The sequence below is a fragment of the Flavobacterium turcicum genome (assembly GCF_011365745.1).
Lineage (GTDB): Bacteria > Bacteroidota > Bacteroidia > Flavobacteriales > Flavobacteriaceae > Flavobacterium > Flavobacterium turcicum.
In genome coordinates, this window is record NZ_JAAOBY010000005.1 from 17,366 (window position 1) to 43,443 (window position 26,078).

The following is a 26,078-nucleotide window of genomic DNA, read 5'->3' on the forward strand; positions in this document are numbered from 1 at the left end:
GCAGAAATCGGTCCAAGTAAGTTCAGTCTAGCTTAATTTAAATATTTATTTTAAAACTTATCCACAACCATTCATTACCATGATAAACCCATTTATTGAAATTGCAGGAAGAAAAATAGGTCCCGATTATCCACCATTGGTGATTGCTGAAATAGGGATTAATCACGAAGGTTCTTTGCAGATCGCTAAGGAAATGGTGGATGCTGCCCACAGAGCCGGTGTTGAGGTTGTCAAGCACCAAACCCATATCGTGGAAGATGAAATGAGTGGTGCTGCCAAAAAAGTAATTCCAGGCAATGCTACAGTTTCGATATATGAAATTATGGAACGTTGTTCGCTGAACGAAGCCGATGAGCTAGAATTGAAAAATTATGTAGAAAGTAAAGGAATGATTTTTATCTCTACCCCTTTTTCTAGAGCGGCTGCAGAACGATTAAAACAATTTGATATTCCCGCTTATAAAATAGGATCTGGAGAATGTAATAATTATCCTTTGCTAGAGCATATTGCAACTTTTGGCAAGCCTGTGATTTTAAGTACCGGTATGAATACTATTGAAAGCATTAAAAAAGCTGTGGCTATTTTTGAGAAGCACAACGTACCTGTAGCGCTGTTGCACACCACTAATTTATATCCAACTCCCATTCATTTAGTCCGTTTTGGGGCTATGATGGAAATGCATGAAGCTTTTACGGACAAAGTTTTCGGTTTGTCTGATCATACGTTAAATAATAATGCCTGTTTGGGTGCTGTTGCTCTTGGTGCTAGCATTTTGGAACGTCATTTTACAGATACCATGGAGCGAACCGGTCCAGATATTGTGTGCAGTATGGATGAGCAAGCTTGTGCCGATTTGATTACATGTTCCAATGAAATTTGGCAGATGCGTGGTGGAACCAAAAAGCCTGCGTTAGAAGAACAAGTGACCATTGATTTTGCTTTTGCAACGGTTTGCACAATTGCTCCGATAAAAAAAGGAGATTTATTTACAAATGAAAATATCTGGGTAAAGCGTCCAGGAACTGGAGCTATTCTGGCAGATCAATATGAATCTATTATTGGAAAGGTGGCTACACGATCGATAGCTATTGACGAACAATTAGAGTTAAATGACTATGAGTGAAAAAATATCGGTAGTCATACGCAATAAAAACCAAGAGCATTCTTTGGATTTCTTATTGGGTATCCTAAAAAAAAGATATTCTGAGGATATTGATGAAATCATTGTTTTAGATAATATGTCAACGGATACTAGTTCCTTTGTAATACAAAAGTATGGAGTAAAAAAAGTCAATATAGACGTTTTCTCTTATGGAGGTAGTGCAAATATTGCAGCAGAAAGTGCCTCCAATGATATTGTGGTTATTTTTAGCGCACACGCATTTCCGATAAGTCATGATTTCTTTAAATTGATTCAATTAAAGTTTCAACAAAACAATAATTTAGCTGGTTTAAGATGTTTGCATAATCATAATGATTATGTTCATTATAGTAACGGTGTGACGGCCAAAGAAAATCCGAATGGTGCAGGAGTTATTTTTTGTGGTTCTGCATTTAATAAAAAAGTTTGGAAATTGCTTCCGTTTAAGGAAGATATTCAGACGATGGAAGATAAGGAATGGACTAAAAGAGTTTTGGATAAAGGATATGATATTGAATTTGTGCCCTCTATTTTTTGCTACACTATAAAACGAAATGAAGAGCAACTTTTTTTTAGATATAAAAATGAGGTCATTGGAAGTTATCAATTATGGCATACTGAATATAATATCATAACCGCTTTGAAAATGTTAGTAGGGTCGACTATAAATGCTTTTAAAGTTTTTATTAGCAGTGTTTACTATGCTTTTAGAAGGTTCTTTTTTCTTTTAAAGTTCATAAATAATAAACCTGAAAAATTTTAAACTTATTAATATGTTTGCTACCATAAATTTAATTCTGACTTTTTGTTAATGAAAAAAATACTTTTTCTGACCGGAACTAGAGCAGACTTTGGCAAAATAAAATCGTTGATTTCAATTCTTGATGATGATTTAGAGTTTGAAGTTTTTGTTTTTGTAACAGGAATGCATTTACTACGGGATTACGGTTATACGCTTTTAGAAATTGAACGTTGTAATTTTAAAAATATACATACGTTTGAAAATCATACCCATGAAACGACAATGGATTTGACTCTGGCTAAAACCATTGAAGGATTATCCGGATACTGCAAAAAAGTAAATCCGGATTTAATTGTGATTCACGGTGACCGTGTTGAAACCCTGGCGGGCGCAATAGTAGGTTCTTTAAATAATATATTGGTGGCTCATATTGAAGGCGGCGAATTATCAGGGACAGTCGATGAATTAATTCGGCATAGTGTGAGTAAATTAAGCCATATTCATTTTGTTTCAAATGATGATGCAGCCAAGCGATTGTTACAAATGGGCGAAATGGAAACCTCAATTTTTAATATAGGTTCTCCGGATATTGATATTATGTTTTCTGATTCACTTCCAAGTTTAGAAGTTGTAAAACACTATTATGAAATCAATTTTGATGAGTTTGCTATAGTTATGTTTCATCCAGTGACCACTGAATCTGCTGAAATGCAACATTATGCTAAGGATTTCGTAGATAGTCTTTTGCAGGATACACATAATTATGTGGTGATATATCCTAACAATGATTTAGGTAGCAGTTGTATTATAAAAGAGTATCAGCGTTTACAAAATAACCCGCGTTTCAGAGTTTTTCCTTCCCTACGGTTTGAATATTTTTTGACATTGTTAAAAAGTTCACAATTCATCATAGGGAATAGTAGTGCAGGAATTAGAGAGGCTCCCTATTATGGAATTCCAATTATCAATATTGGAACGCGGCAACAGAATAGAGTTATTGATGCAGATATTATAAATGTAGATTATAAACCTCAAAGTATAAATATGGCATTAAAAAATATTGACAATCATAAAAGGCAAATTACTGCTACTGATTTTGGACAAGGAAATAGTACCGCTTTATTTCTCAACTCCATTCAAAACAACGATATTTGGCAAATAAATCATCAGAAACAGTTTAGAGATAATTAATGTCAAATAAAAAAATTTTAATTTTATTACCCGATGGTGTAGGACTGCGTAATTTTGCTTTTACAGACTTTTACAATAAAGGAATGGCAAAAGCGATGGATTTAGTTATTTGGAATACAACTCCATTTGATTTGGCTCAAATTGGTTTTGAAGAAATTAAACTCAAAAAAAAGCAATCGGGCTTTTTATTAGAGATTTTAAAAAATGCTCGAAAAGAAATCGAACTCAATTGTAATATTAAAAAATCGAAAGATGTCGTTTATGATTCCTATCGATTTCCATTTTCTTATAAGACTCTGAAATCAGCTGTAAAAAGTACTGTAACTCGTTTTGTGATTCAATTATTTGATTCAGAAAAAGGGTTAGAAAAGGTAAGAACTCTAATAAAAAATGCAGAACGAAAAACAGATTTCTACATGGAATGTTCTGAACTTTTAAAGGTCGAAAAACCAGCATTTGTTTTTTGTACCAATCAAAGGATCAGTTTAGCTATAGCACCTTTATTAGCTGCGCAAGATTTAGAAATCCCAACTGCAACTTTTATTTTTTCATGGGATAATCTTCCTAAAGGAACTATGGTAGTAGAAACGGATTACTATTTTGTTTGGAGTTCACATATGAAACAAGAACTTTTATATTACTATCCGTATATTAATGATGATCAAATCATAATAACTGGAACGCCACAATTTGAAAATCATTTTCAAGTAGAAAATGTAATGGACAAAGAGCTATTTTTTAAGCAGAATGGGTTAGACATTGAAAAAAAATACATTTGCTATTCAGGAGATGACGAAACTACTTCACCTTATGATCCTAATTATTTATTAGATTTAATTAAAGCAGTTCGAAAATTAAACGAAATCGGGAAGCAATTAGGAATTATTTTTCGAAGATGTCCGGTAGATTTTTCAAATCGATTTGATACAATTTTAGAGGCAAATAAAGATATAGTCACTGCGATTGTGCCTAAATGGGACAAAGCGGGCGAAGGTTGGAATACAATTTTGCCTACTAAAGCAGATTCTATTTTACAATTAAATATTGTTGTGCACACGGAACTCGTTGTCAATTTGGGTTCCTCTATGGTTTTTGATTATGCTGCACATACAAAACCATGTGCTTTCATGAATTATAATCCTGAAATATCAAACAAGAATTGGTCTGTTGACAAGATATATAATTATGTTCACTTTCGTTCCATGCCCGATGATGCAGTAGTTTGGTTCAACTCACCGGACGAAATTGCAGCTAAAATTGAATTGATGTTGAGTGATGATGCGCAAAAAATCATTGCAAATGCTCAAGAATGGTTTAAAAAAATTAATCAATATCCCGCAGACCAAGCCTCTCAACGTATTTGGGAAGGTATCGCCAAAATTTGTAGAAAATAAAAATGGTAAGACAAACTATAAAATCGGATTACAAGCGATGTGGAATACATAAGGTGAGTTTTTGGGTGCTGCTCAAGACCTTCATGTTTATGCCTAATCCGGGACTGAAATTCTTGACTATTTTTAGGCTGACTCAGTATTTTAGAAAAAGAAATAGACTTATTTTTTACTTTTTCTTTCTTTGGTTGCGCAACCTAAAAGTGAAGTATGGATTTGATATTTCCTATAGAACGCAAATTGGGGAGGGTTTTTATATTGGACATTTCGGAAATGTTGTTATTCATGGAGACACTAAAATAGGTGATAATTGCAATATTTCACAAGGAATTACTTTTGGAGTTAGTAATTCAGGTTCTCATATTGGAGTTCCAAAGATTGGTAATAACGTTTTTGTAGGGCCAGGTGCTTGTATTTTTGGAGCAATAAAAATAGGAAATCATGTTACTATTGGTGCAAATGCGGTGGTTACAGAAGATGTACCGGATTATCATACGGTATTGAGTGGTAAAACTACCACAATCAATAAAGATTTGTCCTCTTTCTACATCCATAATAGCTGTAAATAGTATGTTTTTTAATTCCTTGTCCTTTGCGATTTTTCTTCCTATAGTTTTTGTTTTGTATTGGTTTGTTTGCAATAAAAATAAAACCACTCAAAACACCTTACTAATTATAGCAAGCTATTATTTTTATTCTTGTTGGGATTGGAGATTTTTATTTCTGTTGGTTTTCTCTACATTTTTAGATTATTACACCGGTATTCAAATTGAAAAAGCCAAAAAAGAGTCGGCTAGAAAGTTTTGGTTTTGGTTGAGTGTGGGAGTCAATTTGGGTTTTCTCGGAGTTTTTAAATATTATAATTTTTTTGCCAGTTCTTTTGCCACTTTGTTAAATGGTTGGGGCATACAAAGTAGTCCGTTGTTGTTAGATGTGGTGCTTCCGGTTGGAATTTCCTTTTATACTTTTCACGGGCTATCGTATGTGATTGATATTTATTTAAAACGAATTAAAGCCGAACGTAATTTTGTCGATTATTCGTTGTTTGTGAGTTACTTTCCTTTGCTAGTGGCCGGACCTATTGAGCGCGCCACACATTTACTGCCACAAGTAAAGGTAAAGCGCAATTTTGATTTTGAAAAAGCCAAGCAAGGAGTGTATCAGTTTATTTGGGGTTTGGTAAAAAAAGTAGTCATTGCAGATACCTGCGCTACTTATGCTAATGCTATTTTTGATCATCATGAGAATATGAATTCAGCGTCACTAATTTTAGGTGCTGTTTATTTTGCTTTCCAAATTTATGGTGATTTTTCAGGATACTCAGATATGGCTTTGGGTATGTCAAAATTATTTGGAATCGACTTACTTCGAAATTTTAACTATCCCTATTTTTCAAGAGACATAGCCGAGTTTTGGCGCAGGTGGCATATTTCGTTGTCCTCATGGTTTCGAGATTATGTGTACATTCCGCTTGGTGGAAGCAGTGGCGGCATGGGCATGAAAGTTCGAAATACATTTGTTATTTTTTTAATCAGTGGATTTTGGCATGGTGCCAATTGGACATTTATTGCTTGGGGCGCGATCAATGCGGTTTATTTTTTACCCTTATTGCTTTTGAACCGCAACAGATCGAATATGGGTACTGTCGCTCTACAGTGGAAATGGCAATCGGTTAGCGTGTTTTTTCAAATGCTTCTCACATTTGCCTTAAGTTGTTTGGCTTGGATTTTTTTCAGAGCACCAAGTATTGAGGCAGCAGTAAGCTACATCGTTCGCCTTTTTACGGAAGGTACTTTCGCTTCGCAATATTTAGAAAACGAGCGATACAACTACGAAATTTTGCTTTTGCTAGGTGTTTTTGTACTCGTAGAATGGTACAGTCGTACCAAAGTAGAGCCTATTTCTGGGAAATATTCTTGGCTCAAACTAGCGGGTTGCTTGCTCGCCATTATCGCTTTAGGAACGTATTCGGATTATAAAGAGTTTATCTATTTTCAGTTTTAAGAGTTGCTTTACTCTTTGTTTTCTAATTGTCAAACTGAGTGCGGTCTTGTTGTCAGATCGAGTCCTTCGTCTGCGCTCAAGACAAGCTCATCGAGATTGACAGTTTTGTTTATTTTTGCAGGTTAAAGCGTCTCGACTGCGCTCGACGTGACAGAAAGGATAGTATTTGCTGCATCGAGTTGTCAGATCGGGCGAAGTCGAGATCGGTTCAAAGCAGCCTTATAGAGATTGAAAAGTCTGTTATTTGCAGATCAAAGCGTCTCGACTGCGCTCGACGTGACAGAAAGGATAGTACTTGCTGCATCGAGTTATCAGATCGAGCGCAGTCGAGATCGGTTCAAAGCAGCCTTCTAGAGATTGAAAAGTCTATTATTTGAAGATTAAAGCGTCTTGATTGCGCTCGACGTGACACTGAGTGTGATTTTTGTCTAATCGAGCGCAGTCGAGATCGGTTTGTCTATTTTGTCTAAGATTAAAGCGTCTCGACTGCGCTCGACGTGACAGTGAGAGTGCCTTTTGTTACATCAAGCCCTTCGACTACGCTCACGACAGGCTAGTCGAGATTGACTTATTGTAATCTAATCTATATTTGTTAAATTAAAAGTCAAGGATATGAAATTTTATTACGTGTATATTCTTAATTGTAATGATAATTCGCTTTATGTCGGTGTAACATCTGATATTGAAAGGAGAGTTATGGAACACAATGCTGGAAAATATCCGCAAGCTTATACACATAGTAGAAGACCTGTTGTTTTGGTTTTTTATCAAGAATTCACAGATCCAAACCAAGCTATTGAATTCGAGAAAAAATTAAAAAAATGGAGTCGATCAAAAAAACAAGCATTGATTGAAGGTAATTATGATCATTTACAAAATTTATCAGAATGCAGAAATGCTACGCACCATCAATATAAATCAGATATCGAAGATGCGGAGAAATAGTAACTTTGAGCGTCTCGACTGCGCTCGACGTGACAGCGAGTGTTAATTATGTCAAATCGAGTCCTTCGTCTGCGCTAAGGACAGGCTCATCGAGATTGGTATGTCTATTTTGTCTAAGGTTAAAGCGTCTCGACTGCGCTCGATATGACAGCGAGTATTGTAATTGTTGAATCGAGTCCTTCCTGGAAGTTAATGGAAGGTTACTTTTGTCAAATCGAGCGCAGTCGAGATTCACAGGTTTGTTTATTTTTGTCTTAAAGCGTCTCGACTGCGCTCGACGTGACAGCGAGTATTGTAATTGTTGAATCGAGTCCTTCCTGGAAGTTAATGCAAGATTACTTTTGTCAAATCGAGCGCAGTCGAGATTGACAGTTTTGTTTATTTTTGTCTTAAAGCGTCTCGATTGCGGTCGACATGACAGCGAGTATTGTAATTGTTGAATCGAGTCCTTCCTGGAAGTTAATGGAAGGTTACTTTTGTCAAATCGAGCGCAGTCGAGATTCACAGTTTTGTTTATTTTTGTATTAAAGCGTCTCGACTGCGCTCGACGTGACAGTGAGAGTAACTTTTGTCAAATCCAGTCCTTCGACTACGCTAAGGACAGGCTCGTCGAGATTAATGGTTTAAATTTAATGAAGGCCAATAATTTTTAAAACACAATTAATAGTAAAATTGTAAATGAAACATTTTTTAATTTTTATCATAAAAATAGTTCTAGTAACATTTTTGTTACTTGTTATCTTGGATATAGCTTATACGAAAGTGTATTTGCAATCTACTAATCGAGGAAAAATTGGATATATAGTCAATTCAAAAGACAAGCAGTATGATGTACTTGTATTGGGATCGTCGCGGGCAAACAATCATTTTGTAACTCCAATGTTTGAGGCTCAGGGATTGAAAGCGTTTAATTATGGTATGAGTGGTGGTCATTTGTTTGAAGCCTCTTTGATGCTGAAACTGATGATGGAGCGAAACTATAAAATCACGAATATCATACTTGAAGCCGACTTGAATTTGTCTAACGAAAAAGAGTCCGAAACAGTAGCGGCCCGTTTTTTGCCTTACTTACATGAATCTACTGTTATTGCAACTCATTTTGAAGAGCAGCAAGGTTTTAATGCTAAATATTATTTGCCTTTTTACAGGTATATTATCGCAGATTCTCAAATAGGATTTAGAGAGATGTATCAAAGCGCATTAAAAATGCCGACTAATGCTTTAAACAATCTAGGCTATTATCCATTAGGAAAAAAGCCAAATGCTAATATGAAAAACAATATTACCAATCTGAAACCCTTGCGGAATAAATACTACGAAGAAATTAAGCATCTTTGTAAAGCAAATGACATCAATTTAATTGTTTTGATGACGCCGATGTGCGAAAATACAAAAGGCCTAAATTATTTTGATAAAGTTAAGAAGTTGTATCCTGAGATTTACAATTATGAAAATGCCGTTATTGAAGATCGTTATTTTTCTTCTTGCGGGCATTTGAATGATGCAGGAGCGCGTCAATTTACCAAAGTAATTATTCAAGATTTTTTTAATTGATAACTATGAGAATAGCTTTTTTAACGCCAGAATATCCACATCAAAAAACCGGAAGTTCGGGAGGAATAGGTACCAGTATCAAAAATCTGGCAACGGGACTGTTGGCTGAAGGATGCGCTGTTCGTGTTTTAGTTTATGCTCAAAAAGAAGAGGGAATATTTTTTGATAATGGCATTTGCATTCAGCAAATCAAAAACGTGAAATTTAAGGGCTTGTCCTGGTATCTTACTCGAAAAAAACTGGAAAACATTATTAATACTTTACATGATAATAAAGAAATTGATGTGGTAGAAGCTCCTGACTGGACAGGAATTACGTCATTTATATCTCCTGAAAAATGTCCGGTTGTGATTCGATTAAATGGGTCTGATACTTATTTTTGTCATTTGGATCAGCGCCGTGTAAAATGGGTCAATCGGTTTCATGAAAAACGAGCATTGAAATATGCTGATGGTTTGCTTTCTGTAAGTCAGTTTACCGCTGATATGACCAATGCAGTGTTTGGTTTGGATAAAATTTTTTCGATTATTCCTAATTCTATTAATATGGATGCCTTTAGCAATAGCAATGATAATATTCATAATAAAACAAACACCATTCTGTATTTTGGAAGTTTAATCCGAAAGAAAGGATTATTGGAACTGCCATTTATTTTTAATGCGGTTGTTGATGAAAATCCAGAAGCGAAATTAATTTTGGTAGGGAAAGATGTTCCGGATATTATTTCGGGGCATTCTTCGACATGGCAGATGATGCAAGGTTTATTTTCTCAAGATGCCTTATTGAATGTGACTTATTTAGGGGCTGTGCCGTATGGTGAAATAAAAAATCAAATTAGCAGAGCGACCGTTTGTGTATTTCCTACTTTTGCTGAAGCCTTACCCGTTTCCTGGATTGAAGCCATGGCATTGGAAAAATCTATCGTAGCCTCGAATATTGGATGGGCACTGGAAGTTATTGATGATGGTGTCAATGGTTTTTTAGTACATCCAAAAGATCATTTAAACTATGCTGCTAAAATTATTCATTTGATGGAAGATGGTGATTTACAAAAAGAATTTGGATTAGCGGCAAAAAAGAAAGTTAGCGACAAATTCAGTATCAAAAAAGTGGCACAACAGAGTTTAGTTTTTTATCAATCTTTAATTCAGTAACTTTTGATTGTAGTCTATCATTTTGATAATAAAATTACCGATGTAGTAAGCATGGATAATCAAAAAATTAAATTTGATTGTACAGGTACAATTTCGGGAGGCTTAGTTCAGTTAGCGGCTGTATTTCCTGATGAGAAAATAGTATGGTGTCATTCATCTTACAGGGAACATCTTGCTATTGAAAAGATTAATACGCTTCATCATCACAATAAAATGATGCTTTCTTTTCGACCGAATTCAGGTAATTTTTTTGAGCATTCTATTGGATATGCAGAAGAATCTTTATTCATTAACGTGAACAAAAAGGTGTCCTATCCTACTTGGCAGATGAGTAGTTCTGTTGGAGTTATTCATGCGTCTGTTTTAAATGCGATTGGTGATAAAATAGCTTTCGATATCGATTTGGATTATTATTTGAGTTCACTAGCTAAATTATGCATGCCATTAGGTTTACTTTGTTATTCCGAGCCACAGTTATTAAAGCGGGAAGTACATGTCGATTCACTAATTCAGACATCAAATGTTAAGCTTTTCCGTTTTGTAAAGCAACATTATAAAACGCGATGGGTATTTTTATTAGCATTGAATTTACTTATTTACGAACGTAAAATTGTGTTGTTACCTTTTGTAGCTGCATTTTTCTTTAAAAGAAGGCTCAATAATAGTGTAAATTTAAATGAAATCGTCGTTAAGTCATCAAGCATAACCAAAGATAATGGAACTTTAGATGTTATAATTCCAACAATTGGGAGAAAGGCCTATTTATATGATGTGCTAAAAGATTTTGGAAAGCAAAGTGTTTTACCTCAGAAGATAATTATCGTAGAACAAAATCCAGAGCCATCTAGTAAAAGCGAACTAGATTACTTAATAAATGAAAAGTGGCCTTTTCAAATTAAACATATTTTTACCCATCAAGCGGGAGCTTGTAATGCCAGAAATGTGGCCCTGAGTCAAACTAAAAGTGAATGGGTATTCTTTGCCGATGATGATATCAGAATTAGTGAGGATTTTTTAGAAAAAAGTTTGAAATATATTGAAAAATTTGGAATAAAAGCAGTTTCATTTTGTTGTTTGCAGAAAAATGAAAAGCCCACTTTTAATAATGTTTTTCAATGGGGAAGTTTCGGTTCTGGTTGTAGTGTTGTCGCCAGCGATGTTTTAAAAAACTGCCATTTTAATCTTGGCTATGAATTTGGTTATGGGGAAGACATTGATTTTGGAATGCAGTTGCGAAATCAAGGGTATGATGTTTTATTTTTGCCCCAACCTTCCATAATGCATTTAAAAGCGCCAGTTGGAGGCTTTAGAACAAAACCAATATTAAAGTGGCATCATGAAGTCATTCAACCAAAGCCGTCGCCTACGGTGATGCTGTATTTAATTACGCATAACACCAAACAACAAATCTTGGGATATAAAACTGTTTTGTTTTTTAAGTTTTATAAACATCAAAAAATTAGGAATCCTTTTCGATATTTGCTAGTTTTTAGTAAGCAATGGCAACAGAGTGTTTATTGGGCTAATAAATTAAAAATACATTTATGAAATTTGCACTTATCATTTGTACCTACATGCGGCCTAAAGCTCTTTTGCAATTGCTTCAATCAGTAGCAGAGCAAACTGTAGTACCTACTGAAATTATTATTGTTGACGGGTCACTCAATGACCAAACACAGCAAGCATTGCAGCAAAACGAGCTAAAACAATTGAGTTACTTTATGGTTTCGGCTCAAGATCGCGGCTTGACCAAACAGCGCAATTATGGTATTGCTCGCGTCAGTCAAGAGATGGAGGTAGTTTGCTTTTTAGACGATGATATTGTTTTAAAAAAAGACTATTTTGACCAATTACTTAAGACATATAATGAATTTCCTGATGCTTTGGGTGTGGGGGGAGCCATTTGTAACGAAGACAAATTTGAATTTGTAGGCTATGATTATCAACCAAAGCTGTCAGAATTTTATTTTGATGGGTACAAACAAATGGATGGCAGTAGGTTCGTGCTCCGCAAAAAAATAGGTTTGGATAGCGATTGCCCTCCGGGTTATTCCTCATTATATTCGCATGGACGAAGTGTGGGTTTTTTGCCTTTGAGCGGAAAAACGTATCCTGTTGAAATGCTCATGGGTGGTGTAGCCTCCTTTAAAAAAGAAGTTTTTGAGCAGTTGCAATTTTCAACTTATTTTGAAGGCTATGGTTTGTATGAAGATGCCGATTTTAGTTTGCGCGTTTCAAAATTAGGAAATCTGTATCTGAACACTGCTGCACAGTTGTTTCATTATCACGATGCAGCAGGCAGGCCCAATCAGTACCATTATGGGAAAATGGTGGTGCGGAACGGCTGGTACGTATGGCGTGTAAAAAATCCAAATCCTACTTTTCTACACCGGTACAAATGGAATGCTATAACTTTGTTACTTACTTTAATTCGATACACGAATGTAGTGACCACGTCAAAACGAAAAGAAGCTTTAACCGAAGCAATAGGAAGAACAGTGGGATGGTGGAGTTTGTTAATCAATAAACCTAAATAAAGAAATGAAAATTTAATAATTCTTCGAGCTAATTTGGATACAATTTTATGAAAAAAATACAAATACTAAACATACCGAATTATTATTCCTCTTATTACTTATTAGGATTGAAAGAACATTATGATCTAGTGGTAGAGCAAAGTGAGTTGTTTCGGAAGTATAATAACAAACCGTTACTCATTTACAGATTGGAGGGAAAATTGTTGTAATTGATAATGATGATCCATCAGGAATTGATCAAGAATTATATAATCAAGCGACTTTATACTTTGTTACCAACAAACTCAAAGATAGTGCTATATACAGTCAAGCTAAAATTAGGCCCTTATTTCCGCATTATCCTATAAATGCAGCAGGCTTGTACACTCGGGTTTTTGGTCTAGAGTTGTTAAAAAAATTACCTTTAAAAGAAGTATTGAGGCAACTTTATATTTTAAGTAAAAGACCTTTTTACAAATCGTTTGTACCCCAATTTTCAAAAGACAATTTTGTTTTTTTTTCATCTAATATTTGGAAAAAAGAACCTGAAACAAATTAGATAAGAGCTGCGTTTATTCGTTTTTGTAAAGCAGATTCACGAATTCGTTTTGAAGGTGGTTTTATACCTCGGTCTGATGGAAATAATCAAGGTTTTGAGGATGTACTGAATACCAAGAAATATAGCCCTAAAGAATTTTCAAAATGGAGTGCGCAATCTAAAATTGCTTTGAATAATCCAGCTGTTTGTGGCGCAGTAAGTTGGCGTTTGGCAGAGTATCTAAATCAAGGTTTATTTGTGTTGTCATTTCCATTCAAAATAGAATTGCCTCAAATTACTACCAAAGACGAGTTCCTATGTTATGTTGAAAATATAACTGCATTTGAAGTGGTGCTGAATACTATTTTGATTGATTCGCAATATCATGAAGTAATTGCGCAAGCTGGTAAAAAGTATTTTGAAACCTATTGTACCCCAAAAGCACAAATTCAATACATAGCGGACCAATTAGCATTAGCTTAAAAAAAAGACTACTATCGTATTTTTTGGGTAGATCATTAATAAAGTTCGCGCTACACTTTTAAAATAAAGCTTACGTATTATTTTAAAAAGCATTCGAACTGACGGCTACCACCGAGCAACTGTATTCCCCTCACTTGGTGTGCTTTTTATTTATTGTAGCGCAATAACGATGACAACTGCCACGTCACTTCGAGTGTTTTTGCGCACAGAAACGGAGCAAAAATGTATGGAGAAGTCGTCTTGCTTGCAATACTGTTCTCGATACATTTTTTAAAATAAAGCTATCGCATTATTTTAAAAAACACTCGAACTGACGGCTGACACTTAGCAACTGTATTCTCCACTACAAGTGCTTTTTATTAATTGTAGCGCAATAACGATGACAACTGCCACGTCACTTCGGGTGCTTTTATGCAGCGCAGCGAAACAAAAGTGTATCAAGAAGTCGTTTTGTTTGCAGAGCTGTTCTCGATACATTTTTTAAAATAAAGCTATCGCATTATTTTAAAAAACACTCGAACTGACGGCTGAACCTTAGCAAGTGTATTCTCCACCACGAGTGCTTTTTATTTATTGTCGTGCAATTACGATGACAACTGCCACGTCACTTCGAGTGCTTTTGTGCAGCACAGCGAAACAAAAGTGTATCAAGAAGTCGAACTGACGGCTGACACTTAGCAACTGTATTCCCCACTACGAGTACTTTTTATTTATTGTAGCGTAATAAGGATGACAACTGCCACGTCACTTCGAGTGCTTTTGTGTAGCGTAACGAAAGAAGTTCTCGATACACTTTTAAAAATAAAGCTTATCCATTATTTTAAAAAGAAGTCGAACTGTCGTAACCCTATTCCCGTCACTTCGAGTGTTTTTGCGCAGAGAAAAGGAGCAAAAATGTATCGAGAAGCACAGCTTTGCTTACTTTTTTTTATACGATAAGTAGCTAGTTATTTAATGTTAAAAACAAAAAAAACACCCGGCTATTGGGTGTTTTTCTAAATTGGAATCGAAAATTTTAAAGCACTTCAACGATATTCAACGTATTGTAAGAGCCACTTTTTAAGGAGTATGACACTCCGTTTACTTCCTGAAAAAATTCAATCAAAAGTAGATGTAAATGAATACCAGATCCAGTAGGCACTGCTTCTGGAATCATGTCAAAAGTTACCTCGGTGGATTGAATGGGGTAGCTGTTACGTGGACTATAGCTTTTTGTATATTGGCCAGTAGCCAAATCAACTACTACAAATGCAGTTCGCATACTAAAATGCGTCGCAGTTGCTGGTTTGCTCAATTGTTCTTCGGGAACAAAATCACTCATAGTTACCGTGCCAGTTGCTGGATCGAGCGTGTAGTTAGCATGCAAAACAGAAGCCATTGGTGCTTGTATGTTAAAGTCAAATCCTTTAAGTCGTTGTTTTCCCTCGATACTGCTCAGGCCTACTTGCACTTTGCGCTTGCCTCGCTCGGAGGTGGCATCTAAGTTTTTGATGCTGTTCATGAGTTGTAACATACGGCTCGATAATTTTGAATCTTTGGCGTTGTTCAGTATCAAACCAACCGCGTCGCGAATGAGCTTACCCGCTTTTGCATTCTGACCAAACTCGCTCAAATTTTCACGAGTACGCGCAAAGGCAGGATCCGTCATTATTCTTTTCTTGTTGACACCCCCTTTGGTTCGAACTAAATGACCGTCTTTACTTTTGTAGAACGTTAGTCCGTCTAATGTTCCTTCCAATTTAATAATTCCTGATAATTTTCCCATTGTTGTTTGTTTAAGGGTTAATAATGATCAAAACTACAGCGGTTTTGTTTGATAGCCAACAACTTGGTGCTGGGTTTGGCGTTTGTTATAATTGTTGGCGCAATAGTGTAAAAAGCTTGTTTTGTCTTAGACATAGCATAAAGAACAGAAACGAATACAGTAGACTAAAAACGATAAAATAAGTGCATAAATACCGTTTTGTTCACTTTTTACCGAAAACATATTTTAAAAAAGGACTTTTAATAGTTAAAGAGTGTTATTTCCATACAGTTAATAATTCAATTTTAACTAGGGACATACTCCATACATACTCGGTACATACCCTATACATAATGCATACATGATTGCAACTTTAAAAGAATTGTTATGACGTAAATAAATATGTCATTTTTAGATAGATATTTTGCTTGCCGAAAAATTTAAAAAGCTGTCTTTTTTATCTCGTGTAGAACTCTTTAACGGGTGAGTGGTGGTTGTAAAGTAATCCATATGATAAAATAACGACGCAGTATTAGTTCGTAAAATTCTTATAATTTATAATAATTTAAAATTTTAGAAATTTTTTTATTAACAATAAAACAATGTATAAATATTGTTAAAATATTTTTTTTTAGTATTTCAACTGATAAATAATTCCTTTGGTCGATTATATGTGATTTAGACTTAATTACTTTACTGTAAGAGATTAACCTGTAAGGAAACCTGTCAATAAGTTCGTGAGTACCTATAAAAAATGTTTCTTATGTTTGTAAATGTAATAACTGTAGATAGCTCAAAACCATATGAATAGAATTGTATTATACCCAAGCGATATTGTCTTACTCACCGATAAAAGTGAGAGCTACGCGCGTAAGGAAATACAAAATTTGAAGAAGGCTTTACAAAAAGAACAACATCAAAAAGTGACTATTAAAGAATATTGCACCTACTATGGTTTTGATTATCAAGAAGTGGTTGCTGTTTTGTCCCGATCCAAAGTACAACATGCCTCTTAGTGACCTAAAGCGTTGGAATTCCGTTGCCGGTATTTGATAGATTCGTTGCCAATCCCTCTTTATTAATTATATTTACAATTTGTATGCTAATTACTGTACTATAGATTTTATCGCAGGCGCTGGTGGAATCTTATTTAAACGAGGGTTATGAAATTGCTTATTGTCACACAGGTCCCACATGTACAAAAAAACGGGCACTATTATTCTTACGCACCCTACATTGATGAAATGAATATTTGGGGTCAATTTGTATCCCATATTACCGTTGTGGCACCTTGCTCAAAAGCGGAACCTACTGCCATAGATAAAGAGTATCAACACCCAGATGTTAAGTTTACAGCCGTTCCTGCAATCAATTTGTTATCCATCCTGTCAGTTTTTAAAGTAATGGTAATGCTGCCGTTGTTGCTTTGGCGCATTGCAAAATCGATGAATCAAGCAGATCACATTCACCTACGCTGCCCCGGAAATATGGGCTTGTTAGGAAGTATTGTTCAAATGGCTTTTCCTTCAAAACCCAAAACAGCCAAATATGCGGGCAATTGGGATCCAACCGCAAAACAACCTTGGTCTTATCGTTTACAAAAATGGATTTTGTCCAATACCTTTCTTACTCGCCACATGCAAGTGCTGGTTTATGGAGAATGGCCCGGTAGCTCTACCAATATCAAGTCTTTTTTTACCGCCTCCTATGCGGCTGCTGCTGCAGTTGATGTGGAACCGAAGTCACCCGATGATGGTATTTCCTTTATTTTTGTTGGAGCCTTAGTCAAAGGTAAAAATCCGCTTTATGCTATAAAGTTGGTTCAGGAGGTAGCGCGTCTAGGCTTTGCGGTACAATTAAAATTCTATGGCGAAGGTCCAGAGCGATCTAATTTGGAACATTATATTGATAAAAATGATTTAAAAGGGAGCGTTGTTTTATACGGTAATCAAAACAAAGCGACTGTACAACAGGCTTATCAGAATAGTCATTTTGTAATTTTGCCATCACAATCCGAAGGTTGGCCCAAAGCGCTTGCTGAAGGGATGTTTTGGGGTTGTGTGCCAATGGGTACGGCGGTTTCCTGCGTGCCTACTATGTTAGATCACGGTCAAAGAGGGGTATTATTGGAACTGGATGCCGATGCCGATAGTAGAAAAATTGCCAGCCTACTTAAAAATGAAAAACAATATTTTGAGTTGCAAATGAGGGCTATGGCGTGGTCTAGAAATTATACGACTGATTCTTTTGCAAAAGCCATTCAGGGACTACTTTCAACTCCAAACGATCACCGCAAAAATCATTTTAGTAAAGCTTTAAATAGCGATGAAAAAGTGCCAATTCGAATCATGCAATTAATTGATTCTTTAGAAGCAGGTGGAGCAGAGCGAATGGCCGTAAGCTATGCGAATGCTTTATCAAAACTAACTGACTACTCTGCTTTGGTGGTAACTCGGAAAGAAGGCCCTTTACAAGACCAATTGGATGCAGCAGTGCCGTATTTCTTTTTAAGAAAAAAAAGGAGTATCGATCTTAAGGCAGTTTGGCGCTTGAAAGGCTTTGTTAAAAAGAACCGAATTCAAGTCCTGCAGGCACACAGCACTTCATTTTTCACAGCGGTTTTGCTTAAATATTGCTTGCCATCTCTTCAAATAATATGGCACGATCATTATGGCGATAGTGAATTTTTGAAACAAAGACCAGCAACTGTTTTAAAATATACTGCGCCGTTTTTTAGTGGCGTCATTACTGTTAATCAGAAACTTAAAAATTGGTGCGAAAGTGTTTTAAAAGTACCTCATGTATTGTATTTACCTAATTTTACTATACAAGAAAAAAATACTGAACTGAAAACTAAACTGCTGGGTCTGCCAGGAAAACGCATCTTGTGCTTGGCTAATTTACGACCACAAAAAGACCAGCAACTTTTGCTTGAAGTAGCAAATAAATTACGTTATTCTCATCCAGAGTGGACTTTTCATCTTGTAGGAAAAGATTTTGAAGATGAGTATGCTGCAACAATTAAGAAGATGCATTCCGACTTAAAACTAGAAAAAAATGTGTTTCTTTACGGCAGTAAAACCGATGTGGCTGCAATTATCCAGCAGGTAGATATTGCAATTTTAACTTCTAAATCAGAGGGTTTACCGGTAGCTCTTTTAGAGTATGGTGCACATAAAAAAGCAGTGGTAGTTACAAACGTTGGCGAAGTGCAAGCTGTTGTACAAAATGGTTTAAATGGTTTAGTAATGCCTGCCCAAGAAGTGCAATTATTTTATGACGCGATAGTACAATTGATTGAAAATAGTACGCTGCGAGATTATTTAGGACAAGCCCTTTATGATACTGTGCAAGATCAATACGCTGAAAAATCGGTGATGACCAACTATTTGAACTGGTTGAAAAATATATTAAAATGAGAAAAGAGGATCAATCCTACTTAATGATTATATTGCTTCATGTCCTAATTGGATTTATGGGATATGCAATCCCATTTACAGCAAAAATATATGGCTATGGGATATTTTTATATGGAATTTATTATGTAATTAAAAATCAGAATAGAAATAATGAAGCTCTTTTAGCAGCGGCTTATATTGTGGGTAGTGAGGTTTTTTTACGAATGACCGATGGAAATCCGTTGTATGAAATCTCAAAATATGCCGTGATGGTATTTATTTTAGTTGGAATGTATTATAGCGGTTTCTCAAAAGGAGCGGCACCCTATTGGATTTTCTTATTATTATTAGTACCCGGAATTATTTTGGCAACAGTTAATTTGAATTTTGATACGGATATGCGGAAAGCAATTGCTTTTAATATGTCGGGACCGGTTTGTTTGGGGGTTGCATCCTTGTATACCTTTCGCAGAAAAATAAGTATCACCGAAATGAACCGAATTCTACTGTGGTTGGGTTTGCCAATTATTTCATGCATGGTATATTTAGCCTTTTATACCCCAAGTATTAAAGATGTAATCACAAGTACAGAATCTAATTTTCAAACCTCAGGTGGCTATGGGCCTAATCAAGTGGCAACTATATTAGGATTTGGAATGTTCGTGTTTGTATCAAGAATTATTTTAGAGAGTAAAACTACGTTACATATAATAATTAATACGATTTTAGTCTTAAATATAACTTATCGAGGTATGGTGACTTTTTCGAGAGGGGGAATGATAACTGGTTTTTTAATGATCATCCTGTTGTTAGTGTTCTTGTATTTTAAATCCAACACAAAAGGTAAAGTTAAGCTGAGTTATATTTTAATTATTTTGGCTCTTGCAGGATCAGCCACTTGGAGCTATACTTCTTTGCAAACAGGTGGCTTGATAGAAAAAAGATATGCCAATCAAGATGCTGCAGGGCGAACTAAAGAAAGTCAGTTCACAGGTAGGGAAGATGTAGCTCAAAATGAAATTAATACCTTTTTAAAAAACCCTATTTTAGGAGTAGGAGTAGGAGTAGGAGCAGAGATACGAAAAAAGGAAACTGGAACTATTGTGTTGTCGCACGACGAAATTACCCGTATGTTAGCAGAACATGGCTCATTAGGTGTTGTAGGCTTGGTGTTGCTGTTTTTTACTCCCTTAGTTTTGTATTTAGAGAACAAATTCAACATGTACTTGTTGTGTTTTGTTGCTTTTTGGTTTTTGACTATTAATCATGCCGCTATGCGTACTGCCGCTCCCGCATTTGTCTATTCACTTTCTTTGTTGAATGTGCAATTAGGATTACCCCAAAAAAAGCGATTAGAAAATGATTGAAACTTTGATTGATAGTGTTAGTTTGGCAAAGTATACAGCGTTAAAAGGCAAATAGAACGAAAACTAACTACGTTGCTTTTATTAAAGATTTGTTAAAAAAAACAACTTTGAACCAAATTGAATTCAGTTAAAATATACTAAATTGCAAACCCAATCAAAATACCACACATGTTTGCAGTTGATAAAATGCATTTTGAAATTTCAGAGCGAAAGATGTTACTTCGGCTTTTTGATGTTTTTTTTGTTTTAACTGCTTTGTATTTATTGACTTATGTAAAAGCTTTTAATTATTTTGCAGTTGAGGCTGGAACCTACCACCGAGCGATTTTATTGGCCGTTTATCTTAATTTATTCGGAACAATCTTCGAAATGTACAATTTACAAGTGGCAAGCAATCAGTTTCAGGTGCTTAAAAGTACTTTAATTACAGCCTCTACCACGGTACTGATCTATTTGTTAACCCCCTATTTTTCGCCTACTTTACCTAACAATCGACTTCAAATCGCCTTGTTTTTTATAGTTGTATTTCTGAGTTTATTTGCTTGGAGAATGCTTTATGTAAGCTTTTTAGCTTCCAATAGATTTTTTCAAAAAGCAGTACTGCTCTGTGATCGGGTGCAAGTAGAAGAATTAATTAAAGGTTTAGAAAATATTGATCCGCACTACAAAATTATTGGATTTGTTCCTTTGGATTTCGAATCGCAACAAGAAGTCTATCCCTATGTAAAGGAACTTGATGGAGAGGCAATGCTCTCGTTTGTGAAAAAACATGGAGTTTCAGAGTTAGTGATTGCTTCGCAAATAACTACGGGAATGACTACTAGTTTGTATCAGCAATTACTTAAAGCATTAGAATCGGGAATAATTATTAGAGAATATACACAAGTTTATGAAAGTAAAACGCAGCGTATTCCACTGCAACACATGTCTCGTGATTTTTATCGGTTTTTTCCTTTCAGCCGCTCCAATCAAAATAAATTATATTTAGTTACCCTACGTGGCTTTGACGTTTCAGTTGCCGTTGCGGGTTTATTAGTGGGTTTGGCTTTATTGCCTTTGATTTTGTTAGGAAATGCTTTGGCTAACCGTGGTTCTTTATTTTATACACAAGAACGTGTGGGTAAGGATGGGGCTGTTTTTTCTATCCTTAAATTCAGAACGATGGTTAAAAATGCGGAGGAAAATGGTGCTGTTTTTACAAAGGCTAACGATTGCCGAGTGACTGCTTTCGGTAAGTTCATGCGAAAAACTAGAGTAGATGAGTTTCCACAGTTTATCAATATTCTTAAAGGAGATATGGCAGTAATTGGTCCAAGACCTGAGCGTCCTGTTTTTGTGAAAGAAATAGCAGCAAGTATGCCATTTTATGAAACGCGACACATTATCAAACCGGGGTTGACGGGTTGGGCGCAAGTCAATTATTCGTACGGAGAAACACTTCAAGATAGCTTGATAAAATTGCAATACGACTTGTATTACATCAAGCACCGTTCTATTTATTTGGATCTAAACATCGCTTTTAAAACCATTACCACTGTTCTTTTTTATAGAGGGCAATAAGGTTATTTGATTTTGTTTTTTTATTTGTGCTTTGTTCGTAGTCCCTAGTCCTTTAGTTCTGAGTCCTTAATACTTAATACTCACCACTCACGATTTACCACTCATAATTCACTACTCACAATTCACTACTCACAATTCACTACTCACCATTTACTACTCACCATTCACAAACTAAATAATAATAGGAATTGGTTTTTTGTTTTGAATTAACATCCTAATTGATAGTGCAGCACTCGTAATTACAATTGGTAGCACTAAAATTAAATGCGGTTTGTTGAGACAATAAGCGGTATAAATAGCCAAAGCAATTAAATTAATTGTAGCCAAGTAGCAAATTATTTTTTTGTTTTTCATCCCATAAGCCCACAATAATAATAGCAATAGAGGATTAAACACCAGAAGGTTATAATTATTAGCTAATTCTGCGTGTAAAGAAAAGCTCCAAGCTGTTGCAAATAATACTCCAATAAGTCCTAAAACTGTCATGAAGAATAATGAAAGTCCTTTTTTGTTGAAACCCACGATAGCAAATAAAATTAAAATGTAGCTATACGGATTATTCCACCACGAAAAAGGAGTAGGTTGGTTGTAGGGCAATACCGTTATCGTCTCTTTTGATAGAGCTGATTTATTAAACTGTACTTTCTTTAGGCTTTCTAACAAATCAATTGGTAAAAAAATGCGGTTGGCAGTTTGGTCTACTTTGGAGCCGAAGATGATGCTTGTACCGAGTTTTTCGTAAAAATGACCATCAAAATAAGGCAGTAATACATCGCGATAGCTGTTGTTAGTAGCCTCTTTTTTTGTAATTAGGTTGGTGTCAACTGCTTTATTGATGGCATCGACTACCATAGTAGTACAGTTTTTATCAATGAATTTGTATGTATAATGACTATCTGCTGAGGTAATATCGTGCTGTAGTTGTTCAAAAAGTCGTTGTTTGGCATCAAGTGGGAGCATTAATTCTTGCTCATAAACCGCTCTTTGTTCGTATTGGTATTGACCGATGAAATCTGTATACGAATGGGCAACGGCAAAATACTGTAAATCGCCTTTGGCAAATTTCATCACGAAGTTGGGCGTTTTAAAATCGAAGGCCCCATAATTGTACACAGCATCAAAGCCAGTTGTTGCATCTTGAACTCGAACCGCTGTATGGCCAAACAAAGAGTACGACTCGTTACCTGTGCCACATGTAAGTACACTAACTTTGCTTTGTGGTGATAACGATAGCGGTTGGGCATCAATAGCAATGCTACATATTGCGATTAAGATGACAATAAAGGTTTTGTAAATTGAAAATTTCTCCATGAAATTTATTTGTTTAATGTTACTCAATAGCTGCAATATTGTTTCTTTTTCATTTACGAAAATAAAAAAACTGTACAACTAATTGTTATTGGGTTACCTTCGAAAAAGACCTAAATCAACTTTGACTGAAAAAATATTTGAGTACAAGGCAGTGCTTTGATCGCCAATATCCGTCAGTGCATAGTCAATTTGAATACCTTTGTATTTGAATCCGAGACCTATGTTGGGTTGAAATCCTACTTTGTCGGTACCGTCTAATTGTTGTACGTTCTGGAAATTTCCCATTCCTGCACGAAGAAATACTAGATCGGTATAACCAAATTCAAAACCCACTGCTGGATCAATACTAACAAAATCAGTAGCAATGAGGTCATTGGTTTTTGTAAAGCGCATGTTCAAGTTGGCCGCTGCTTCAATGCTGTAATCGTATCGGATGATAAATTTTTTAGCCAGTCCCAATTGTGCTTTTGGAGCTGTAATTTCCGTACTTTCTGGTAATTCTTGATTTTGTCCCGGAATGGCATTGGCAATTTTTTGATACTCTTGTTCGTCAATATTCCAAACGTTATAAGTTGTGGTAATGTCGCGCACCATTATCCCAAAAGACCAACTGTTGCGTTCAAACTGTATTCCTGCATCAAAACCAAATCCCCAAGCATCGGCAAACTTTCCAATAACTCTTCGGATAACTTTAGCATTCAATCCATATTGAAAACCAGGAACGGGTAACTTTCGAGCGTATGAAAACGTAAAACCATAGTCAGCCGTTGAGAATAAACTTATCCTGTTGTAATCAATATTGCCTTCGCTGTCAATTAATTCAGTGGTATTCAAAATGTCATCTACTCCAAAGCGGATAAGTGATATTCCGTAAGCACTGCGCTCGTCAATTGGGCTGGCATAGGCCAAATAATCGTACTGCGCAATATTTGCAAAATAATTGGCATGCATGAATGACACTTCGTGATCCTCTAGTTGAACCAATCCTGCCGGGTTCCAATAGCCTGAATTAACATCTTTTGTGGAGGCTACTGCCGTATTGGATCTTCCTAAAGCAGCTGCATCAACACCGATGTTCATAAACTCGTTAGAATACTTCCTAACTGTTTGTGCAAAGGTGCTCATGGAAAGCAATGCGAAGACAAAGAAAAGGCTTTTGTGTAAGGGTGTCATTTTTACAAACAAGGGGGGATTGTTTAATTTTTATCAAAAATAGAATTTTTTATTCAGCTGACTTTCATTTCCTGCTGAATTCTTTTGATGTGATAGGGTCTAAAACTATTGCTAGACAACGTTTCTAAAATAGTTACAACTACAATTTAAATACGCGCATTAAGAAAGATAAACTTAAAAACCACTACTGCTCCTAAAAACTATCTTAAAAACGTATTTTTCATTGGCATATTGTACTAAATTTGCGCACTTATACTTTAAATCACAAGTCTATGTCGTTTGTAAAACATCTTCCTAATTCTATTACCTTACTTAATCTTTTTTCAGGATGTATCGCTCTTGTTTTTGCATTTCAGCAAGATTTTGAAATGGCTTTTTATTTTGTGTGTTTGGGTATTTTTCTGGATTTTTTTGATGGGTTTTTCGCACGTATGTTTCAGGTTTCTAGTTCACTAGGCTTGCAATTAGATTCGTTGGCTGATATGGTAACTAGTGGCGTAGTGCCCGGCGTGGTGATGTACCACATGTTGGTAAGTTATGCTTCTACTGCTCCTGCGCCTCATTTGCAAATTCTCCCGTACTTGGGTTTTATAATTACTTTAGGATCGTGTTACCGTTTGGCTAATTTTAATATTGATACGCGTCAAACGGATTCATTTATTGGTTTGCCAACTCCTGCCAATGCATTATTTATCTTGAGTTTGCCTTTAGTTTTAAAATACACCGATTCATTAATTGCAATTGAATTGCTTACAACAGATTACTTTTTATTGCTCATTACTTTATTGAGCGCCTATATGTTGAATGCTGAAATCCCGTTGTTTTCTTTGAAAATTAAAAAGTTAAGTTGGGCAGTCAACCGTTTGCAAATCGTTTTTCTTTTGATTTCAGTATTGTTATTAGTATTTTTCCAATATTTAGGAATTCCGTTGGTGATTCTTTTTTATGTTTTACTTTCTGTGGTAAACAATAAAATGTTGCAAAAGTAAATTTGTCGAAATGGCCAGACAAAAAATAGTTAGAAAAACGCGTACCGTTCGAAAACCCAAACAGAACAGCTATTGGCGTCGCTTTTTGTTTTCAAAATATCTAATCGGTTTTTTAGTTGTTTGTTTACTGCTAGCTCTGGCGTATTATTACCGTAATGGTTTAGCTTATTATTTTAGTTTTAAAAGTGATAAATCAAACACTGAAAGCGCATTATCCAAAAAACTTTCAGACGTTAGAAATATACAAGTACTTGCAAAACATGAAGGTAAAAGCGTTGGGATCGATGTTTCTGAATACCAAGGAGAAGTTAGTTGGTCTTACGTAGACACTTTAGAACAAAAATATCCTATTGACTTTGTTTTTATCAGAGCAACTGTTGGGAGAGATCGAAAGGATCGAAAATTCGAACAAAACTGGCTTGGTGCCAAAAAGAACAAAATGATTAGAGGTGCTTATCATTATTACCGTCCTAACGAAAATTCTTTAGAACAAGCCAAGCTTTTTATTGAAACAGTACGTTTGCAAAAAGGCGATTTACCTCCTGTTTTAGACATTGAAAAATTACCTAAAAATCAATCAATTGCTAATTTGAAAATAGGTTTGCGACGCTGGTTGGAAGCCGTTGAAAAGCATTATGGAGTGCGTCCCATTATCTATTCAGGAGAGCGGTATTATGATGATTTTTTGAAAGACGAATTTAGTGACTACCTTTTTTGGATTGCCAATTATAATTTTTATCGTGAATCGATCGACTCTGATTGGTTGTTTTGGCAGTTTACTGAAAAAGCAACGGTGCCAGGTATTGATGAAAATGTAGACGTAAATATTTACAATGGCGATGTGCAGCAATTGCGTTTTATTACGATTGAATAGTTG

General features: G+C 35.5%; 21 protein-coding genes. 18 read left to right on the forward strand and 3 right to left on the reverse strand.

Annotated elements, in window-relative coordinates; genetic code table 11:
• Positions 1-82 precede the first annotated feature (82 nt).
• The 12 genes from G9Q29_RS09605 (at position 83) to G9Q29_RS09660 (ending at position 13,659) form a co-directional block, all read left to right on the forward strand.
• On the forward strand, positions 83-1,123 hold the full coding sequence (locus G9Q29_RS09605) for an N-acetylneuraminate synthase family protein (RefSeq protein WP_449528478.1): 1,041 nt from the start codon (positions 83-85) through the stop codon (positions 1,121-1,123).
• Complete coding sequence (locus G9Q29_RS09610) at positions 1,116-1,904, forward strand: glycosyltransferase (protein ID WP_166136324.1); 789 nt, start codon at positions 1,116-1,118, stop codon at positions 1,902-1,904. The genes G9Q29_RS09605 and G9Q29_RS09610 overlap by 8 nt, the downstream gene beginning before the upstream one ends.
• A gap of 48 nt (positions 1,905-1,952) precedes the next feature.
• Positions 1,953-3,074 (forward strand): UDP-N-acetylglucosamine 2-epimerase, encoded by a 1,122-nt coding sequence (gene neuC, locus G9Q29_RS09615; RefSeq protein ID WP_166136327.1) that lies wholly within the window; start codon positions 1,953-1,955, stop codon positions 3,072-3,074.
• The gene (locus G9Q29_RS09620; protein ID WP_166136330.1) at positions 3,074-4,468 is read left to right on the forward strand and encodes a UDP-glycosyltransferase; all 1,395 of its coding nucleotides are present in this window, start codon (positions 3,074-3,076) and stop codon (positions 4,466-4,468) included. Before neuC ends, G9Q29_RS09620 begins: the two co-directional genes overlap by 1 nt.
• Positions 4,469-4,470: 2 nt before the next feature.
• Complete coding sequence (locus tag G9Q29_RS09625) at positions 4,471-5,034, forward strand: serine O-acetyltransferase (RefSeq protein ID WP_166136333.1); 564 nt, start codon at positions 4,471-4,473, stop codon at positions 5,032-5,034.
• 1 nt (position 5,035) lies between these two features.
• Positions 5,036-6,469 carry an MBOAT family O-acyltransferase gene (locus tag G9Q29_RS09630; protein ID WP_166136336.1) on the forward strand — a complete coding sequence of 478 codons (1,434 nt, stop codon included), beginning with the start codon at positions 5,036-5,038 and terminating at the stop codon, positions 6,467-6,469.
• 612 nt (positions 6,470-7,081) lie between these two features.
• On the forward strand, positions 7,082-7,414 hold the full coding sequence (locus tag G9Q29_RS09635) for a GIY-YIG nuclease family protein (RefSeq protein WP_166136339.1): 333 nt from the start codon (positions 7,082-7,084) through the stop codon (positions 7,412-7,414).
• A 678-nt stretch (positions 7,415-8,092) separates the two neighbouring features.
• The gene (locus tag G9Q29_RS09640; RefSeq protein ID WP_166136342.1) at positions 8,093-8,968 is read left to right on the forward strand and encodes a hypothetical protein; all 876 of its coding nucleotides are present in this window, start codon (positions 8,093-8,095) and stop codon (positions 8,966-8,968) included.
• 5 nt (positions 8,969-8,973) lie between these two features.
• Positions 8,974-10,122 carry a glycosyltransferase family 4 protein gene (locus tag G9Q29_RS09645; protein WP_166136345.1) on the forward strand — a complete coding sequence of 383 codons (1,149 nt, stop codon included), beginning with the start codon at positions 8,974-8,976 and terminating at the stop codon, positions 10,120-10,122.
• 3 nt (positions 10,123-10,125) lie between these two features.
• Positions 10,126-11,670: a glycosyltransferase family 2 protein gene (locus tag G9Q29_RS09650; protein WP_166136348.1), complete on the forward strand. Its 1,545-nt coding sequence runs from the start codon at positions 10,126-10,128 to the stop codon at positions 11,668-11,670.
• Positions 11,667-12,659 (forward strand): glycosyltransferase family 2 protein, encoded by a 993-nt coding sequence (locus G9Q29_RS09655; protein WP_166136351.1) that lies wholly within the window; start codon positions 11,667-11,669, stop codon positions 12,657-12,659. Before G9Q29_RS09650 ends, G9Q29_RS09655 begins: the two co-directional genes overlap by 4 nt.
• Before the next feature lie 706 nt (positions 12,660-13,365).
• Positions 13,366-13,659, forward strand: coding sequence for a hypothetical protein (locus G9Q29_RS09660; protein ID WP_166136354.1), 294 nt, complete (start codon positions 13,366-13,368; stop codon positions 13,657-13,659).
• Positions 13,660-14,674: 1,015 nt separating this feature from the next.
• Here the strand turns inward: G9Q29_RS09660 and G9Q29_RS09665 are convergent.
• Positions 14,675-15,424, reverse strand: coding sequence for a hypothetical protein (locus G9Q29_RS09665; protein WP_166136357.1), 750 nt, complete (start codon positions 15,422-15,424; stop codon positions 14,675-14,677).
• Positions 15,425-16,206: 782 nt separating this feature from the next.
• Here G9Q29_RS09665 and G9Q29_RS09670 point away from each other — a divergent pair.
• From G9Q29_RS09670 to G9Q29_RS09690, 4 genes are all read left to right on the forward strand, one after another.
• Entirely contained in the window at positions 16,207-16,419 is a 213-nt protein-coding gene (locus G9Q29_RS09670; protein WP_166136359.1) for a hypothetical protein, read from the forward strand.
• 147 nt (positions 16,420-16,566) lie between these two features.
• Complete coding sequence (locus tag G9Q29_RS14885) at positions 16,567-18,822, forward strand: glycosyltransferase family 4 protein (RefSeq protein ID WP_225872923.1); 2,256 nt, start codon at positions 16,567-16,569, stop codon at positions 18,820-18,822.
• Complete coding sequence (locus tag G9Q29_RS09685; protein ID WP_166136361.1) at positions 18,819-20,168, forward strand: O-antigen ligase family protein; 1,350 nt, start codon at positions 18,819-18,821, stop codon at positions 20,166-20,168. Before G9Q29_RS14885 ends, G9Q29_RS09685 begins: the two co-directional genes overlap by 4 nt.
• Before the next feature lie 168 nt (positions 20,169-20,336).
• Entirely contained in the window at positions 20,337-21,728 is a 1,392-nt protein-coding gene (locus G9Q29_RS09690) for an exopolysaccharide biosynthesis polyprenyl glycosylphosphotransferase (protein WP_166136363.1), read from the forward strand.
• A gap of 171 nt (positions 21,729-21,899) precedes the next feature.
• Here G9Q29_RS09690 and G9Q29_RS09695 read toward each other — a convergent pair whose 3' ends face one another.
• Together G9Q29_RS09695 and G9Q29_RS09700 are read right to left on the reverse strand one after the other, a co-directional pair.
• Positions 21,900-23,039, reverse strand: a complete 1,140-nt coding sequence (locus G9Q29_RS09695; RefSeq protein ID WP_166136365.1) for an Lnb N-terminal periplasmic domain-containing protein — start codon at positions 23,037-23,039, stop codon at positions 21,900-21,902.
• A 93-nt stretch (positions 23,040-23,132) separates the two neighbouring features.
• The gene (locus tag G9Q29_RS09700) at positions 23,133-24,164 is read right to left on the reverse strand and encodes a putative type IX sorting system protein PorV2 (RefSeq protein ID WP_449528479.1); all 1,032 of its coding nucleotides are present in this window, start codon (positions 24,162-24,164) and stop codon (positions 23,133-23,135) included.
• A gap of 320 nt (positions 24,165-24,484) precedes the next feature.
• Here G9Q29_RS09700 and G9Q29_RS09705 point away from each other — a divergent pair, with 320 nt between their 5' ends.
• Together G9Q29_RS09705 and G9Q29_RS09710 are read left to right on the forward strand one after the other, a co-directional pair.
• Entirely contained in the window at positions 24,485-25,201 is a 717-nt protein-coding gene (locus G9Q29_RS09705; RefSeq protein ID WP_166136367.1) for a CDP-alcohol phosphatidyltransferase family protein, read from the forward strand.
• Between the two features lie 10 nt (positions 25,202-25,211).
• Positions 25,212-26,075 carry a glycoside hydrolase family 25 protein gene (locus G9Q29_RS09710; protein WP_166136372.1) on the forward strand — a complete coding sequence of 288 codons (864 nt, stop codon included), beginning with the start codon at positions 25,212-25,214 and terminating at the stop codon, positions 26,073-26,075.
• Positions 26,076-26,078: the final 3 nt, after the last annotated feature.